Source organism: Serratia sp. 22278 (assembly GCF_052045405.1).
Lineage (GTDB): Bacteria > Pseudomonadota > Gammaproteobacteria > Enterobacterales > Enterobacteriaceae > Serratia > Serratia marcescens.
Genome location: NZ_JBQEOW010000005.1, coordinates 41,041 through 58,346, shown reverse-complemented (window position 1 = coordinate 58,346; position 17,306 = coordinate 41,041). Strand labels below are relative to the sequence as shown.

The 17,306-nt window shown below is 61.5% G+C and carries 13 protein-coding genes; 7 read left to right on the top strand and 6 right to left on the bottom strand.

Translation table 11 applies throughout. The features are described 5' to 3' along the window. Window positions 1-30 precede the first annotated feature (30 nt). From ACTJJ6_RS11925 to dolP, 4 genes are read left to right on the top strand one after another with little or no spacing between them, the layout of a single operon-like run. Complete coding sequence (locus ACTJJ6_RS11925) at window positions 31-2,070, top strand: penicillin-binding protein activator (protein ID WP_143778464.1); 2,040 nt, start codon at window positions 31-33, stop codon at window positions 2,068-2,070. Next, window positions 2,067-2,420 (top strand): YraN family protein, encoded by a 354-nt coding sequence (locus ACTJJ6_RS11920; RefSeq protein ID WP_015379164.1) that lies wholly within the window; start codon window positions 2,067-2,069, stop codon window positions 2,418-2,420. Before ACTJJ6_RS11925 ends, ACTJJ6_RS11920 begins: the two co-directional genes overlap by 4 nt. Window positions 2,421-2,471: 51 nt before the next feature. Beyond that, window positions 2,472-3,062, top strand: a complete 591-nt coding sequence (gene diaA, locus ACTJJ6_RS11915) for a DnaA initiator-associating protein DiaA (RefSeq protein ID WP_004937103.1) — start codon at window positions 2,472-2,474, stop codon at window positions 3,060-3,062. 9 nt (window positions 3,063-3,071) lie between these two features. Beyond that, window positions 3,072-3,647 (top strand): division/outer membrane stress-associated lipid-binding lipoprotein, encoded by a 576-nt coding sequence (gene dolP, locus ACTJJ6_RS11910; protein WP_004937101.1) that lies wholly within the window; start codon window positions 3,072-3,074, stop codon window positions 3,645-3,647. A 39-nt stretch (window positions 3,648-3,686) separates the two neighbouring features. On the opposite strand, the gene mtgA is transcribed toward dolP, so the two are convergent. The 4 genes from mtgA to ACTJJ6_RS11890 all read right to left on the bottom strand — a co-directional run bounded on the left by mtgA (window position 3,687) and on the right by ACTJJ6_RS11890 (window position 8,676). Next, window positions 3,687-4,418, bottom strand: coding sequence for a monofunctional biosynthetic peptidoglycan transglycosylase (gene mtgA, locus ACTJJ6_RS11905; protein ID WP_143778463.1), 732 nt, complete (start codon window positions 4,416-4,418; stop codon window positions 3,687-3,689). Further along, window positions 4,415-5,068, bottom strand: coding sequence for an isoprenoid biosynthesis glyoxalase ElbB (elbB, locus tag ACTJJ6_RS11900; RefSeq protein WP_143778462.1), 654 nt, complete (start codon window positions 5,066-5,068; stop codon window positions 4,415-4,417). The genes mtgA and elbB overlap by 4 nt, the downstream gene beginning before the upstream one ends. Before the next feature lie 237 nt (window positions 5,069-5,305). Next, the gene (gene arcB, locus ACTJJ6_RS11895; protein ID WP_016930193.1) at window positions 5,306-7,645 is read right to left on the bottom strand and encodes an aerobic respiration two-component sensor histidine kinase ArcB; all 2,340 of its coding nucleotides are present in this window, start codon (window positions 7,643-7,645) and stop codon (window positions 5,306-5,308) included. Window positions 7,646-7,737: 92 nt separating this feature from the next. Further along, on the bottom strand, window positions 7,738-8,676 hold the full coding sequence (locus ACTJJ6_RS11890; protein ID WP_176062625.1) for a TIGR01212 family radical SAM protein: 939 nt from the start codon (window positions 8,674-8,676) through the stop codon (window positions 7,738-7,740). A gap of 691 nt (window positions 8,677-9,367) precedes the next feature. Here ACTJJ6_RS11890 and gltB point away from each other — a divergent pair. From gltB to ACTJJ6_RS11875, 3 genes are all read left to right on the top strand, one after another. Then, window positions 9,368-13,828 carry a glutamate synthase large subunit gene (gltB, locus tag ACTJJ6_RS11885; protein ID WP_440803742.1) on the top strand — a complete coding sequence of 1,487 codons (4,461 nt, stop codon included), beginning with the start codon at window positions 9,368-9,370 and terminating at the stop codon, window positions 13,826-13,828. Between the two features lie 14 nt (window positions 13,829-13,842). Beyond that, a complete protein-coding gene (locus ACTJJ6_RS11880; protein ID WP_016930196.1) occupies window positions 13,843-15,261 on the top strand; it encodes a glutamate synthase small subunit in 1,419 nt (472 codons plus the stop codon). 165 nt (window positions 15,262-15,426) lie between these two features. After that, window positions 15,427-15,906, top strand: a complete 480-nt coding sequence (locus tag ACTJJ6_RS11875) for a hypothetical protein (protein WP_049299898.1) — start codon at window positions 15,427-15,429, stop codon at window positions 15,904-15,906. A gap of 63 nt (window positions 15,907-15,969) precedes the next feature. Here the strand turns inward: ACTJJ6_RS11875 and sspB are convergent, their stop codons facing one another. Together sspB and sspA are read right to left on the bottom strand one after the other, a co-directional pair. Then, window positions 15,970-16,470 (bottom strand): ClpXP protease specificity-enhancing factor, encoded by a 501-nt coding sequence (gene sspB / locus ACTJJ6_RS11870; protein ID WP_004937084.1) that lies wholly within the window; start codon window positions 16,468-16,470, stop codon window positions 15,970-15,972. Between the two features lie 5 nt (window positions 16,471-16,475). Continuing rightward, window positions 16,476-17,117, bottom strand: a complete 642-nt coding sequence (sspA, locus tag ACTJJ6_RS11865; protein ID WP_004937082.1) for a stringent starvation protein SspA — start codon at window positions 17,115-17,117, stop codon at window positions 16,476-16,478. Window positions 17,118-17,306 lie beyond the last annotated feature (189 nt).

Below are 17,306 nucleotides of genomic sequence, written 5' to 3'. Positions count from 1 at the left end.
CATCTTGAAAAAAACATCACTGGATACAGTATGCTTTCCTCAACATTCGTTCGTACCAAAGCAGGGCGTTCCAAGCCTGTCCGACTTACCGCAGTCATCGCGGCCGCCCTTTTCCTGGCAGGCTGTCCAAGTCGGGCCCCGCAAACGCCGCCCGCCAATATACAGGACGAAGCGAGCGCCAGCTCCGATTACTACCTGCAGCAGTTGCAGCAAAGCAGCGATGATAACAAGGCTGACTGGCAATTACTTGCTATTCGCGCCTTGCTGCGTGAAGGAAAACTGCCGCAGGCCGGCGACCAGTTGAATCAGTTGCCGAAAAACCTCAGCGGCGCACAGCAGACTGAACGCCAGTTGCTGACTGCCGAACTGCAGATCGCCAACAAGAGCTACGTCAGCGCCCGCAGCACGCTGGGCCACCTGGACAGCGGTGCGCTGTCGCCGAATCAGAAGGTGCGCTACTACCAGGCGCAGATCGCCGCCAACCAGGGCAAAGCGTCGCTGCCGCTGATCCGCGCCTATATCGCTCAGGAGCCGTTGCTGACCGGCAAGGCGCACCAAGACAACCTGGATCAAACCTGGCAGGCCCTGCTGCAACTGCCGCCGCAGGAGATGAACAGCCTGGTGATCAACGCCGACGAGAACGTGCTGCAAGGATGGCTGGATCTGCTGCGCGTCTATCAGGACAACAAGCAGGATCCCGATCTGCTGAAGGCCGGCATCAAAGACTGGCAGAACCGTTATCCGAAGAACCCGGCGGCCAAAACGCTGCCGGCTCGCCTGAACCAGGTGCTGAACTTCACCCAGGCCTCCACCTCGAAAATCGCCCTGCTGCTGCCGTTGAACGGCCAGGCGAAAGTGTTCGCCGACGCCATCCAGCAAGGCTTCGAAGCGGCGAAAAACGGCGGCTCCATGCCGGCGCCGCAGCCTCAAGCCGCGCAACCGGCCAGCACGCCGGCTCAAACGGCGCCGGCCGATCAGGCCACTACGGGTGACATCAACGCCAACGGCGCTGTCAGCCCTTCGGCGCAAGAGAGCCAGCCCGCCGTGACCGCCGCGCAACCCGCTGCGCCGTCCAGCGCGCCGATAACGCCGCTGCAGGCCGCTAATGCGCAGGTCAAAGTGTACGACACCACCAGCCAGCCGCTGGCCGCCTTGCTGAGCCAGGCGCAGCAGGATGGCGCCACTCTGGTGGTCGGGCCGCTGCTGAAAGAGAACGTCGATCAGTTGTCCGCCAGCACCACCACGCTGAACGTGCTGGCGCTCAACCAGCCCGAAACGCCGAAGGACAATCTGAACATCTGTTACTTCGCCCTGTCGCCGGAAGATGAAGCGCGCGACGCTGCCCGCCACATCTGGGAACAGCAGAAGCGTCAACCGCTGCTGCTGGTGCCGCGCGGCGCCTTCGGCGATCGCGTCGCCAGGGCCTTTAACCAGGAATGGCAGAAGCAAGGCGGGCAAACCGTGCTGCGCCAGGACATCGGCTCCGCCGGCGAGCTGCGCCAGATGGTGAACAGCGGCGGCATCCGCATGACCGGCACGCCGATGTCGAGCGCCCCGGCGCCGCAGAGCGTCACCATCGCCGGGCTGACCATTCCTGCGCCGCCGAGCGACGTGCCCGCCGCCACCGGCGGCAGCGTTGACGCGGTGTATATCGTCGCCACGCAGTCTCAGCTGACGCTGATCAAACCGATGATCGACATGGCCACCAGCTCGCGCGGCAAGCCGGCGATGTACGCCAGTTCGCGCAGCTACCAGGCCGGCGCCGGCCCGGACTTCCGTCTGGAAATGGAAGGCCTGCAGTTCAGCGACATCCCGCTGCTTGCCGGCTCAAACCCTCAGCTGTTGCAGCAGGCCAGCGCGCGTTTCCGCAACGACTACTCGCTGGTGCGCCTGTATGCAATGGGGATGGATGCCTGGACATTGGCCAACCACTTTGCTGAAATGCGCCAGCTGCCGGGCTTCCAGGTTTCCGGCACCACCGGCACGCTGAGCGCGTCGCCGAACTGCGTGATCAACCGTAAGCTGCCTTGGCTGCAATACCGTCAGGGCACGGTCGTTCCAGTCTCTTGAACCCACGCGCCTCAGGGGCGGGCTATGAGTTACTGGCCCGCCGTCACCTGGAACACGCCGGGCTCACCTTCTGCGCCGCCAATGTCGCGGTGCGCGGCGGTGAGCTCGACCTCATCATGCGCGACGGCACCACCTGGGTGTTCGTCGAAGTGCGCTACCGCCGCAACGACGCCTTCGGCGGCGCGGCCGCCAGCGTCACCTTTCGCAAACAACAGCGGTTGCTGCACGCCGCCGCCGTCTGGCTGGCGGGGCGCGGAGCCAGTTTTGACACATCATCTTGCCGTTTTGATGTTTTGGCCATTACCGGTAGCCAGTTAGAATGGATACCCAACGCCTTCAATGCGGATTAATCGGGGTTTTACGGCGCAGACCGGCCCTTTGACTTAGTGGATTAATACAACGTGCTGGATAGAATTAAAGTCTGTTTCACCGAAAGCATCCAAACCCAGATCGCGGCGGCGGAAGCACTGCCGGACGCCATTTCCCGCGCTGCGATGACGCTGGTTCAATCCTTACTCAACGGCAACAAAATCCTGTGCTGCGGCAACGGCACCTCGGCAGCCAACGCGCAGCACTTCGCCGCCAGCATGATCAACCGTTTTGAAACCGAGCGCCCCAGCCTGCCGGCCATCGCTCTCAACGCCGACAACGTGGTGCTGACGGCAATCAGCAACGATCGGCTGCACGACGAAGTGTACGCCAAGCAGGTGCGTGCGCTCGGGCACACCGGCGACGTGCTGCTGGCGATTTCCACCCGCGGCAACAGCCGTGATATTGTGAAAGCGGTCGAGGCGGCCGTTACGCGCGATATGACCATCGTCGCGCTCACCGGCTACGACGGCGGCGAGCTGGCCGGGCTGCTCGGACAGCAGGATGTCGAAATCCGCATCCCGTCGCACCGCAGCTCGCGCATTCAGGAAATGCATATGCTGACCGTAAACTGCCTGTGCGACCTGATAGACAATACGTTATTCCCCCACCAGGACGATTAAGGAACTGAGATGAAGCTAAAAGCCACATTTGCAGTGCTGTCCAGCGCCCTGCTGTTGCAAGGCTGTATCGCCGGCGTCGTCGTCGGCAGTGCGGCCGTCGCGACCAAAACCGCCACCGACCCGCGCAGCGTAGGGACCCAGGTGGATGACGGCACGCTGGAAGCCAGGGTCGAAAGCGCCCTGAGCAAAGACCAGCAGTTGAAGAAAGATGCCCGGGTGGTCGCCACCGCCTATCAGGGCAAGGTGCTGTTGACCGGCCAGTCGCCTAACGCCGATCTCACCGCGCGCGCCAAGCAGATCGCCATGGGCGTGGAAGGCACCACCGAAGTGTATAACGAAATCCGTCAGGGCACACCGGTCAGCCTGAGCACCGCGTCCTCCGACACCTGGATCACCACCAAGGTGCGTTCGCAGCTGTTGACCAGCGATACGGTGAAATCGTCCAATGTGAAGGTCACCACCGAAAACGGCGAAGTGTTCTTGCTGGGCCTGGTCACACAGCAGGAAGGGCAGTCGGCGGCGCAGATCGCCAGCCAGGTCAGCGGCGTGAAGCACGTCACCACCGCCTTTACCTACGTGAAATAATCCGCCTGGCGGGAGCGGCGCCGTGCCGTTCCCGCCCGTTTAATCCAGCTTGTTCTCGCGTAAAAACGCTTCCCCGCCCAGTTGCCGCATCTGCCGCATGATCCACTGTTGACGCTGCACCACATAGCCGGACGGCGCATCGGCCCTGAAGCGATGCGGATTCGGCAATACCGCCGCCAACAGCGCCGCTTCGGCCGCGCTCAGACGTTTGGCCGGCTTATGGAAAAAGCGCTGTGAAGCCTCTTCCACGCCGAACACCCCATCGCCGAACTCGACGATGTTCAGGTACACCGTCAGAATACGCCGCTTGGTCCACACCAATTCGATGCCCGACGTCAGCCCGGCCTCCAATCCTTTGCGCAGCCAGCTGCGGCCATCCCACAAAAACAGGTTCTTGGCGGTTTGCTGCGACAGCGTGGACGCGCCGCGGATGCGCGTCGGGCGCTTCTCGTTGTGGCTGAGCGCCTTTTCAATGGCCGCCACGTCGAAGCCCCAATGGTCTGGAAACTTCTGATCTTCCGCCGCCATCACCGCCAGCGCCATTTGCGGCGAGATGTCGTCCATCGACACCCAGTCCGAATGGGCGACATAGCCGAAGTCGCCGCTCAGCCAGGCGCCGACCTGCCGCTCCACCATCACGGCGGAAAACGGCACCGGCAGGAAGGCAAAGAGCACAATGCCCAACACCCACAGGCCGATAATCGCGATGACGCCGCGCTTCAGCCAGTACCACGGGCGCAGCCGCCGCCATCCGACGAGCGATTTTCTCATTCAGCCAGTTCCAGCACCCGCGCCACCAGCTTATCGATGCCCAGGGCCGCCTGCGCGATAGACGGCGCCAGCATATAGGCCGGCGTGGTCACGATCTTATGTTCGCGATCCACCACGATGTCGTCCACCGGGCAAATCACCGGTTCGCCGCCCATGGCGTCAATCACTTCCCCCAGATCCGGATCGTTGCCAATGGTGAGCCGCGCTTGTTGATCCAGCAGTTTCGGCAACAGCGCCGGCGCGATGCACATCAGGCCAATTGGTTTGCTGGCCTTATGCATCTCGCGCGTCAGGCGCGCCAAATCTTCATCGACCCAACATTCTGCGCCGGCTTCGGCGAAATTGCTGAGGTTCTTGGCGGCGCCAAAGCCGCCGGGCACGATCAGCGCATCCAGCTGCGCGGCCTCCGCCAGCGCCAGCGGCTGCACCGCACCGCGGGCAATGCGCGCCGATTCAATCAGAACATTGCGCGACTCCGCCGCCTCCTCACCAGATAAGTGATTAATAACATGGCGTTGTGGTTTGTCAGGCGCAAAGCACACCGCCTGGGCGCCGGCACGATCCAACGCCAGCAGCGTCAGCACCGCTTCATGGATCTCCGTACCGTCATAAACGCCGCTGCCGCTGAGGACTACACCCACCTTTTTCATCACTCTTACTCCTGTCGCTGCTGTCAACTGGTTCGTGCTCGGAGTTGACAAACACTAATCTACATCACACATTTTAATGAATCTTCTAACAAGAGCGCTTACATTTGCTATGTTGTTGGCTGTATGATGTTTAGGAATTCGCAACAACCTGCTCGACCAGAACACTGAAACCAATACGCAGGTTCACAATTTCCCTGGTGTTGGCGCAATATTCGCGCACCCCGGCTTAGGTCGGGGTCATTTTTTTTCAGCGTTCTCAACCCAAGCCCGCAGTACCTGCACGTCGTTGCGCCACTCTTGTTTCAGCTCATCCACCCAATCCTGCACGTTATCCCACCAGGCCGGCAGCGTCGGCGTTTGAATCTGCTGCGCCAGCTGCTGCAGATGGCGCAGACCGACCGAACCGGCGGCGCCCTTGATCTTATGCCCTTCCTCAGTGATGCCTTTCTGATCGCGCGCCGTCATGTTGGAGTCCAGCACCGCCAGATAGCCCGGCATCATCTGTTCGAACATCTCCAGACTTTGGTGGATCAACTGCGGGCCAACCAGATCCATGTACTGTTCCAGCATCGCGGTATCGAGTAACGACTCATTAATCTGCATCGCCTTGTGCTCCGTTTTCTTTGAAGTGTGAGAAGGTTGATGATCCCAATAGTGTTTGATGACCTTGGTCAGCGCCGGCACCGACAGCGGCTTGCTCAGCACATCGTCCATGCCCGCTTCGAGATACTCTTTTTTGTCTTTCAGCACGTTGGCGGTCAGGGCCACCAATGGCGGCAGCGCCTGCCCGGCATAGCGCTCGCGCAGCGCCCGGGCGATGTCCAGCCCAGTCATGTCCGGCAGTTGAATGTCCAGCAGCACCAGATCGAACTCGTCCGGATCGAACATCGCCAGCGCATCGTGGCCGTTCATCGCCACGTCGACGCTGTTGCCCAGCTTCTCCAGCACCGAGCGCGCCACGATCACGTTCAGTTCGATATCCTCCACCAGCAGAATGTGCAGCGCCGGCAACGGCAGCGCCTCTTCTTCCGGCGCCGCGCTGACGGCTTCCTGCACCGCCGGCGCCTTGATGGTTAAGGTAAAGCAAGAACCGTGCCCTTGTTCGCTGCGCACGGTAATGTCGCCGCCCATGCTCTGCGCCAGCCGCTTGGAGACCGCCAGCCCGATGCCGGTGCCGGTGGCCGGGCGGCCGCCGCGCTGATCTTTCACCTGGTAATACATGGCGAAGATCTTGTCCTGCTCGTCCTGCGGGATGCCCATGCCCGAGTCTTCCACCTCGAACACCAGTTTCTCCTGCGCCTCGCGCCGCACGCGCACCACAATTTGCCCCTGCTGGGTAAATTTCACCGCGTTGCCGATCAGATTCCACAAGATCTGCCGCAGGCGGGTGCCGTCGGTCACGATCTGCTGCGGCAGCGGCGTCTGCGGCTCCATGACGAACTGCAGCCCTTTCGGCTGCGCCAGCAGGCCCGAGAGGTTCTCCAAATCCGCCAGAAAACCGGTGAAGTCCACCGGCTGGTTGTCGAGCTGCACCTTGCGCCGCTCGAGCTTGTCCATTTCGATAATGTCGTTGAAGATATTGCCGAGGGTGATGGCGCTGACGTGGATGGTCTTCAGGTATTTCAGCTGCTCGTCGTTCAGCTCGGTATCGAGCAGAATGCGGCTCAGGCCGACGATGCCGTTAAGCGGCGTACGCAGCTCGTGGCTGATGGTGGAGATAAAGGTGGTCTTCTCCCTGCTGGCGTTCTCCAGCGCGTCCTGGTAGCGCTTACGCTCGGTAATATCGCGGCCGAAGCCCATCAGCCCGTGGCGTTTGCCTACCCGGTCGTAAAACGGCACCTTGCGCAGCTCGAAACAGGCCTTGCGACCGTCGGGATACACCAGCCACTGTTCGTAGGTCAGCGAGACGTTGTGGCGGAACACCTTCTCGTCGGTCTCAATGACCTTTTCGGCGATCTCCTGGCCGTAGACGTCGAACGGCGTCAGGCCAATCAGCTGCTTCTCGCTTTTGCCGGTCAGCAGCTCCATCGCGCGGTTGCAGCCGGAAAACTCTTTGTCTTCGTTGCGGTAGTAGACCAGATCCGGCGAGGCATCGAGGAAGGAACGCAACAGCGCCGATTGCTGGCCCAGCTCAATCTGCGCCAGCTCGCGCTGTTCCATCTCTTCGGTCAGCTTTTCCATCACCTGCAGGCGCTCTTCTTCCGCCTTGATACGGTCGGCGATCTCCTGATTCAGCTGGCTGATATTGTCTTTGAGCTGCTGATTGAGCTCCAGATCGCGGTGGCGCATCTCTTCGAGCTTGTCCACCAGCCGCGCCAGCCGTTGGCGCGACTCTTCCAACTGTTCCACCACCACCGAGAGAAAATAGACCGCCCACGGGGTGATCAACAGGCCGAAGAAGATCGAACGCACCACGTCGATGCTTTCAACTTCGCCGCGCAGCAGCATGGTCACCGCCATCTGCACCACCATCGCCAGCACCACCAGCGCCGAGGCCAGCAGCAGCGAGAAGCGCACCAACCCCAGTTTCACCATTAAATCAACGTAGTACTGGGCCAACACCCGGATTTGCTTCATAGCGGCTCCCTTCAGACACAATCTTTTGAATCATACCGTAAAACAGCGGTGAGATAAGGCGGCAAACGCCGAAGTGTGGCAAAGATTGCACTTCAGAGCGGCATGCCGGGCCGGTAGCGCCGTTTTTCATCCAGCGCGCTGCCCTGCCCGCCGTGCCGTTGCAGATAAGCGCCGACCGCCTGCATGCCGCTCCAGCGGTTTTCGCACCACAGCGGCGCCAGCAGCGTCGGCCGCCGGGCGCTGGCGGAAAGACGGTGGTACACCACCTCGCCCGGCGTATGGCGGATCATCTCCCCGGCGCTGGCGGCGTAATCCTCCAGCGCCAGTTCGGGCAACCGCCCGGCCTGCCACGCCCGCGCCAGGATACTGCCGGTGACGACGTGCAGCGGATGCAGCTTGATGCCGTCGACGCCGGTCTCCGTCACCCGCTGCAGCGTGAGCAGATGATCGCGCTGGGTTTCTCCCGGCAGCCCGACGATCAGATGGCAGCACATCTTCAGCCCGCGCTGCCGGGCCAGCCGCGCAGTCTGCTGATAACAGCGAAAATCATGGCCGCGGTTGATGCGCTTCAGTGTTTTATCATGCGCCGTCTGTAGCCCCAGCTCCAGCCACACCTCATAGCCTTGCTCGCGGTATCCCGTCAACAGATCCAGCGCGGCGGCCGGCACGCAGTCCGGCCGGGTGCCGACGCACAGTCCGACCATGGCGCTCTGCGCCAACGCCTGCCGATACATCGCCTCCAGCCGTTCAACCTCCGCATAGGTGCTGGTATAGGCCTGGAAATAGGCCAGATAGCGCCGCGCCCGATCGACCCGCGCAGCCTGCTGCGCCAGCTGTTCGGCGATGCTCTGGCGCTGCATCGCCTCATCGGCAAACGAGGCGACGTTGCAGAACGTACAGCCGCCGCGCCCCAACGTGCCGTCGCGGTTAGGGCAGCCGAATCCGCCGTGCAGCGTGAGTTTATGGATCTTTTCGCCATAGCGGCGCTGGAGATCCGCGCCAAACATATTGACTAATTGCGGCAACTGCATAATCTTGGTGGTTCTCTGTGTTCAAAGCCGCGATGCTAATAAGAAACGGTTTTTCCCGCGATGACAGAGATCAACGCTTTCCCCGCAAGGCGCCACCAGGCATAACTATTCATCATAAATGCAAATCAATTCACTATAATTCTGATGAATTATTCTAATCGTCACGCAACCGTTAACGGCAATATGACAACACGGTGAAAAATAGTCATAAACATCAGCCAAGCAATATCTTATAGAATAAAATTCTGGCATTAACCCCCGCACTAGCATGGTGCAGAGATTAAGGGGTTGCACTATAGTGAGACAGCTCACACTTCTGCGGGGATCGGCGTTGCCCCACGATAGTGCAAAAATGCATTAAAACACTTATTTTTCAAATAAATAAACATCAATAATTCGATAAGAATCTATCTTAAGCCCACATTTGACCTGCGAATTCTTTCTCGCTAAGTTGGAAGTCCGCTGGAAGCTTTCTGGACGGGCAAACGTCTCGTCATATTTATGCAGTAATTGAAGACTCCCTCTTAAAACAAGTCCTATACCACTTGTGAGACCGTCACGAGAGGCCATTGATGGAGGGCGGAAAAGCAGATTGGCGGGGTTAACTTGCTGATTGGACTTCTGCCTGAAATTGGGAAGCCCCCTCGCAGTAGGTTGTGAGAGTCACGCAGAGCCTGGGGAGGTTCACGATATGTTGTACGATAAATCCCAAGAGAGGGACAACTGTGGTTTCGGCCTGATCGCCCACATAGAAGGCGAACCTAGCCACAAGGTGGTGCGCACCGCCATTCACGCGCTGGCCCGCATGCAGCACCGCGGCGCGATCCTCGCCGACGGCAAGACCGGCGACGGCTGCGGCCTGTTGCTGCAAAAACCCGATCGCTTCTTCCGCATGGTGGCGGAAGAGCGCGGCTGGCGTTTGGCCAAAAACTACGCCGTCGGCATGATGTTCCTCAGCCAGAATGAAGAGGAAGCGCGCCTCAGCCGCCGCATCGTGGAAGAAGAGCTGCAAAACGAAACGCTGTCGATCGTCGGCTGGCGTGAAGTGCCGACCAACCCGGACGTGCTGGGTGAAATCGCCCTCTCCTCCCTGCCGCGCATCGAGCAAATCTTCGTTAACGCCCCGGCCGGCTGGCGCCCGCGCGATATGGAGCGCCGCCTGTTCGTGGCGCGCCGCCGCATCGAGAAACGGGTGCAGGATGACAGCTTCTACGTCTGCAGCTTCTCCAACCTGGTGACGATCTATAAAGGCCTGTGCATGCCTGCGGATCTGCCGCGCTTCTATCTCGATCTGGCGGACCTGCGCCTGGAGTCGGCCATTTGCCTGTTCCACCAGCGCTTCTCCACCAACACCGTGCCGCGCTGGCCGCTGGCTCAGCCGTTCCGCTACCTGGCGCACAACGGCGAAATCAACACCATCACCGGCAACCGCCAGTGGGCGCGCGCCCGTACCTATAAATTCCAAACGCCGCTGATCCCGGATCTGCAGGCCGCCGCGCCGTTCGTCAACGAAACCGGCTCCGACTCCAGCTCGCTGGACAACATGCTGGAGCTGCTGCTGGCGGGCGGGATGGATCTCATCCGCGCCATGCGCCTGCTGGTGCCGCCGGCCTGGCAGAACAACCCCGACATGGACGGCGATCTGCGCGCCTTCTTCGACTTCAACTCGATGCACATGGAGCCGTGGGACGGCCCGGCCGGCATCGTGATGTCCGACGGCCGCTACGCCGCCTGTAACCTCGATCGCAACGGCCTGCGCCCGGCGCGCTACGTGATCACCAAAGACAAGCTGATCACCTGCGCCTCCGAAGTCGGCATCTGGGATTACCAGCCGGATGAAGTGGTGGAAAAAGGCCGCGTCGGCCCCGGCGAGCTGATGGTGATCGACACCCGCAGCGGCCGCATTCTGCACTCGGCGGAAACCGACAACGATCTGAAAAGCCGCCACCCGTATAAAGAGTGGATGGAGAAAAACGTCAAACGCCTGGTGCCGTTCGAAGATCTGCCGGACGATCAGGTCGGCAGCCGCGAGCTCGACGACGCGCAGCTCGAAACCTACCAGAAACAGTTCGGCTACAGCAGCGAAGAGCTGGATCAGGTGATCCGCGTGCTGGGCGAGATTGGCCAGGAAGCCACCGGCTCGATGGGCGACGATACCCCGTTCGCCGTGCTCTCCAGCCGGCCGCGCATCGTTTACGACTACTTCCGCCAGCAGTTCGCGCAGGTCACCAACCCGCCGATCGATCCGCTGCGCGAAGCGCACGTCATGTCGCTGGCCACCAGTATCGGCCGTGAAATGAACGTGTTCTGCGAAGCCGAAGGCCAGGCGCACCGCCTGAGCTTCAAATCGCCGATCCTGCTGTACTCCGATTTCAAACAGCTCACCACGCTGGAAGGCGAATACTATCGCGCCGAGACGCTCGATCTGACCTTCGATCCGCAGCAGCAGGATCTGGAGCAAACCATTCGCGCCATGTGCGACGAAGCGGAACGCAAGGTGCGCGAAGGCGCGGTGCTGTTGGTGCTGTCCGACCGCGCCATCGCGCCCGGCCGCCTGCCGGTACCGGCCCCGATGGCCGTTGGCGCCGTGCAGACCCGGCTGGTGGAGAAAAGCCTGCGCTGCGACGCCAACCTGATCGTTGAAACCGCCAGCGCCCGCGATCCGCACCACTTCGCCGTTCTGCTCGGCTTCGGCGCGACCGCCATCTACCCGTATCTGGCCTATGAAACCCTGGCCAAACTGGTGGACAGCCAAGCGATCGACAAGAAATACCGCGACGTGATGCTGAACTACCGCAACGGCATCAACAAAGGCCTGTACAAGATCATGTCCAAGATGGGCATCTCGACCATCGCCTCTTACCGCTGTTCCAAGCTGTTCGAAGCGGTCGGCCTGCACCGCGATCTGGCGGATCTGTGCTTCCAGGGCGTGGTCAGCCGCATCGGCGGCGCCAGCTTCAGCGACTTCCAGCAGGATCTGCAGAACCTTTCCAAGCGCGCCTGGCTGAAACGCAAGCCGCTGGAGCAAGGCGGCCTGCTGAAGTTCGTGCACGGCGGCGAATACCACGCCTACAACCCGGACGTGGTGAACTCGCTGCAAAAAGCGGTGCACAGCGGCGAGTACAGCGACTACCAGGCCTACGCCAAGCTGGTGAATGAGCGGCCGGTCGCCATGCTGCGCGATCTGCTGGCCATCACGCCGAAAGGCGAACCGATCCCGGTCGATCAGGTCGAGCCGGCGGAGTCGCTGTTCAAACGCTTCGACACGGCGGCGATGTCGATCGGCGCGCTGAGCCCGGAAGCGCACGAATCACTGGCGATCGCCATGAACGGCCTCGGCGGCTTCTCCAACTCCGGCGAAGGCGGCGAAGATCCGGCGCGCTACCGCACCAACAAGGTGTCGCGCATCAAACAGGTGGCCTCCGGCCGCTTCGGCGTGACGCCGGCCTACCTGGTGAACGCCGACGTGATCCAGATTAAGGTGGCGCAAGGCGCCAAGCCGGGCGAAGGCGGCCAGTTGCCGGGCGATAAAGTCACCCCGTACATCGCCAGACTGCGTTACTCGGTGCCGGGCGTGACGTTGATCTCCCCGCCGCCGCACCACGACATCTATTCGATCGAAGATCTGGCGCAGCTGATCTTCGATCTGAAGCAGGTCAACCCGAAGGCGGTGATCTCGGTGAAACTGGTGTCCGAGCCGGGCGTGGGCACCATCGCCACCGGCGTGGCGAAAGCCTATGCCGATCTGATCACCATCGCCGGTTACGACGGCGGCACCGGCGCCAGCCCGCTGTCCTCGGTGAAATATGCCGGCTGCCCATGGGAACTGGGCCTGGTGGAAACCCAGCAGGCGCTGGTGGCCAACGGCCTGCGCCACAAGATCCGTCTGCAGGTGGACGGCGGTCTGAAAACCGGCGTGGACATCGTCAAAGCGGCGATCCTGGGTGCGGAAAGCTTCGGCTTCGGCACCGGGCCGATGGTGGCGCTGGGCTGTAAATACCTGCGCATCTGCCACCTCAACAACTGCGCGACCGGCGTTGCGACTCAGGACGACAAGCTGCGCCGCGATCACTACCACGGCCTGCCGGAACGCGTGACGAATTACTTCCAGTTTATCGCGCGTGAAACCCGCGAGATCATGGCGCAACTAGGCGTGAGCCAACTGGTGGATCTGATCGGCCGCACCGAGTTCCTGACCGAGCTGGACGGCATTTCCGCCAAGCAGAACAAGCTGGATCTGTCGCCGTTGCTGACAACCGCCACGCCGCATCCGGGCAAAGCGGTGTACTGTACCGAAAGCAGCAACCCGGCGTTCGACAAGGGTCTGCTGAACAAAGAGTTGCTGGCGCAGGCGCAGCCGTACATCGAAGCGAAGCAGGGTAAAACCTTCTACTTCGACATTCGCAACACCGACCGCTCCGTGGGCGCCATGCTGTCCGGCGCGATCGCCAACGTACACGGCGATCAGGGAATGGCAGCCGATCCGATCAAGGCGCACTTCTCCGGCACCGCCGGGCAGAGCTTCGGCGTCTGGAACGCCGGCGGCGTCGAGTTGACCCTGACCGGCGACGCCAACGACTATGTCGGCAAAGGCATGGCCGGCGGCAGCATCGCGGTGCGTCCGCCGATCGGCTCCGCCTTCCGCAGCCATGAAGCCAGCATCGTCGGCAACACCTGCCTGTACGGCGCCACCGGCGGCAAGCTGTTCGCCGCCGGCCGCGCGGGCGAACGCTTCGCGGTGCGCAACTCCGGCGCCATCACCGTGGTGGAAGGCATCGGCGACAACGGCTGCGAATACATGACCGGCGGCATCGTCTGCGTGCTGGGTAAAACCGGCATCAACTTCGGTGCCGGCATGACCGGCGGCTTCGCCTACGTGCTGGACGAAGACGGCGAGTTCCGCAAGCGCGTAAACCCGGAGCTGGTGGAAGTGCTGGATGTCGATCAGCTGGCGATCCATGAGGAGCACCTGCGCGGCCTGATCACCGAACACGTGCAGGCGACCGGCTCTTCCCGCGCGGAAGAGATCCTGGCCAACTGGCCGGAGTGGGCGCCGAAGTTCGCCCTGGTCAAACCGAAGTCCAGCGATGTCAAAGCGCTGTTGGGTCACCGTAGCCGTTCCGCAGCCGAGCTGCGGGTGCAGGCGCAGTAAGAGGTAGGTCATTAATGAGCCAGAACGTTTACCAATTTATCGACCTGCAGCGTGTTGATCCGCCAAAGAAACCGCTGAAGATCCGCAAAATCGAGTTCGTCGAGATCTACGAACCGTTTTCGGAAACCCAGGCCAAGGCCCAGGCGGACCGCTGTCTGTCCTGCGGCAACCCGTATTGCGAGTGGAAGTGCCCGGTGCACAACTACATCCCGAACTGGCTGAAACTGGCCAACGAAGGCCGCATCATGGAAGCGGCGGACCTGGCGCATCAGACCAACAGTCTGCCGGAAGTGTGCGGCCGCGTATGCCCGCAGGATCGCCTGTGCGAAGGCTCCTGCACTCTGAACGACGAGTTCGGCGCGGTCACCATCGGCAATATCGAGCGCTACATCAGCGATAAGGCCATCGAAATGGGCTGGAAGCCGGACATGTCTCACGTACAGCCGACCGGCAAGCGCGTGGCGATCGTCGGTGCCGGCCCTGCCGGGCTGGCCTGCGCCGACGTGCTGACCCGCAACGGCGTCAAAGCGGTGGTGTATGACCGTCATCCAGAGATCGGCGGCCTGCTGACCTTCGGCATCCCGGCTTTCAAGCTGGAAAAGGAAGTGATGGTCAAACGCCGCGGCATCTTCAGCGAGATGGGCATCGAGTTCCAGTTGAACACCGAAGTGGGCAAAGATGTCAGCATGGAGACTTTGCTGAGCGAGTACGATGCGGTGTTCCTCGGCGTCGGCACCTATCAGTCGATGCGCGGCGGCCTGGAGAATGAGGAAGCGCAGGGCGTGTACGACGCGCTGCCGTTCCTGATCGCCAACACCAAGCAGCTGATGGGGTATGAAACCGATCAGCACGAGCCTTACGTCAGCATGGAAGGCAAACGGGTGGTGGTGCTGGGCGGCGGCGATACCGCCATGGACTGCGTGCGCACCTCGGTGCGTCAGGGTGCAACGCAGGTCATCTGCGCCTACCGCCGCGACGAAGCCAACATGCCGGGCTCCAAACGCGAAGTGAAGAACGCCCGGGAAGAAGGGGTGGACTTCCAGTTCAACCTGCAGCCGCTGAGCATCGAACTGAACAGCGCCGGCCGCGTGGCCGGAGTGAAAATGGTGCGCACTCAGCTGGGCGCGCCGGATGCCAATGGCCGTCAGACGGCGGAGCAGGTGCCAGGTTCCGAACACGTGATCGACGCGGACGCGGTGGTGATGGCGTTCGGCTTCCGCCCGCACCGCATGGACTGGCTGGCGGCGCACGACGTGCAGCTGGATAAACAGGGCCGCATCCTGGCGCCGGAAGGCAGCGACAACGCGTTCCAGACCAGCAACCCGAAAATCTTCGCCGGTGGTGACGCAGTGCGCGGATCTGACCTGGTAGTGACGGCGATCGCCGAAGGCCGCAAAGCGGCAGACGGCATCATGAACTACCTCGAAGTGTAAACCTTCCGTACCATCAGAGGCCCGGCATATTGCCGGGCCTCTGTTTTTAGCCTGCCACGCTTTGTAACAACCTCCCCGCTCCTCACCGCCTCAACGCGCTATAGTATTGAGTTAGCACCATTGCGGGGCGCGGCTGCGCCTGACACCGAGATAAGGATAGCGAACATGAAATGCTCCATTTCCCTGTTGGCCGGCGCGCTGCTGGCCGTCAGTTTCAGCGCTTCAGCCATGGCGCTGGATTCGCAGGAGGTTGGTTACAATATCGAAGCGCGCGGCGCACGGCCGGTCGTGGTGCAGTTGGGCAAGGCCGGGCAGTTCGGCGCCGTGGAAAACAGCATCCGGCTGGGGGACGACAGCTGGATTGCCCTGGCGCCCAAGTTGGCCGGCGGCGGCAATGCCGGCTTTACCGCCGGCATCAAATCGGCCCTCTCCGCGGCCCTGATCTACAATCCGGCGGCGGTGTTGCAGGCGCTCAACAAAGGCAACGATCTGCCGCTCAATGACATTTGCACCGCGCCGCCGGAGGTGCAAGGCGACACCGCCATCACCAGTTTCCGTGAGCGCGCAACCCACGCCCTATCTACCGTGCGCGTAGGCGATCTCAGCGCGCCGCGCGACGCCTGCATTGCCGCCTTGAAAGGCTGAGCGCGTCTGCCGGGCAAAAAAAAAGCACCCCCATGGGGTGCTTTTTCGTTTGTTCTCACGGGGTTATTTCACCACGCGCAGCGCCGGGCGGCCACCGCGCGGCGGCTGCGGCGGTTCGTCATCCGGGCCGTTGTCTTCCGCGGTATCCGGGCGATCACCGTCGATCACCGACATCAGGGTTTCCGAAGGGATCGTCTCATTGTCCAGACCTTCGAACACGCCTTCGCTCTCGTCGTAGGCGGCTTCCGGTTCGAACATCGTGCCGGCGCCGTTTTCACGCGCATAGATCGCCAGCACGGCGGCCATCGGCACCGAAACCTGACGCGGCACGCCGCCGAAGCGCGCGTTGAACTGCACGTCTTCGTTACCCAACGCCAGGTTGCCTACCGCGCGCGGCGCGATATTCAGCACGATCTGGCCGTCACGCGCGAACTCCATCGGCACCTGCACGTCCGGGCGAGTCACGTCGACCACCAGGTGCGGCGTCAGTTGGTTATCCAGCAGCCAGTCGTAGAACGCCCGCAGCAGATACGGGCGACGCGGCGTCATCTGAGACATGTCCATCGCGCTTAGCCCCGGGTCTGCAGGCGCATTTCACGCTCGGCTTCGGTCAGGGAAGCCAGGAAGGCGTCGCGTTCGAAGACGCGGGTCATGTAGCCTTTCAGCTCTTTGGAACCGGCACCGCTCAATTCGATGCCCAGCTGCGGCAGACGCCACAACAACGGCGCCAGGTAGCAATCCACCAGGCTGAACTCTTCGCTCATGAAATACGGCGCCTGACCGAAGATAGGCGCGATCGCCAGCAACTCTTCGCGCAGTTGGCGACGGGCGGATTCCGCTTCCTGGCCGCTGCTCTTCTCGATCTTGTCCATCAGCGAGTACCAGTTCTTCTCGATGCGCAGCATCATCAGACGGCTCTCACCACGGGCAACCGGGTAAACCGGCATCAGCGGCGGGTGCGGGAAACGCTCATCCAGATATTCCATGATGATGCGGGATTCATACAGGGTCAGTTCGCGATCGACCAGCGTAGGCACCGTCTGGTAAGGGTTGAGGTCAATCAGATCTTGCGGCAGGTTATCCATTTCGACCTGCTCGATCTCGACGCTGACACCTTTCTCCGCCAGTACGATACGTACTTGATGGCTAAAAATGTCGGTCGGGCCAGAGAACAGCGTCATTACCGAACGTTTGTTGGCAGCGACAGCCATGAAAACCTCCAAGTTATCTAGAAAATACTGCGAATAGCCAACTGACAGGCTGCTATCCTGAATAATCTTGCCGCAGGCCGGCAGCACGCAGCGCGACCCGAGCCCATAAAAAACCGGCCCAGGAGGTCAACTGCACGGCGAACAGGCGCAAAAGTGGGTGATAGTTTACCAGATTCTGCTTGTTTTGTG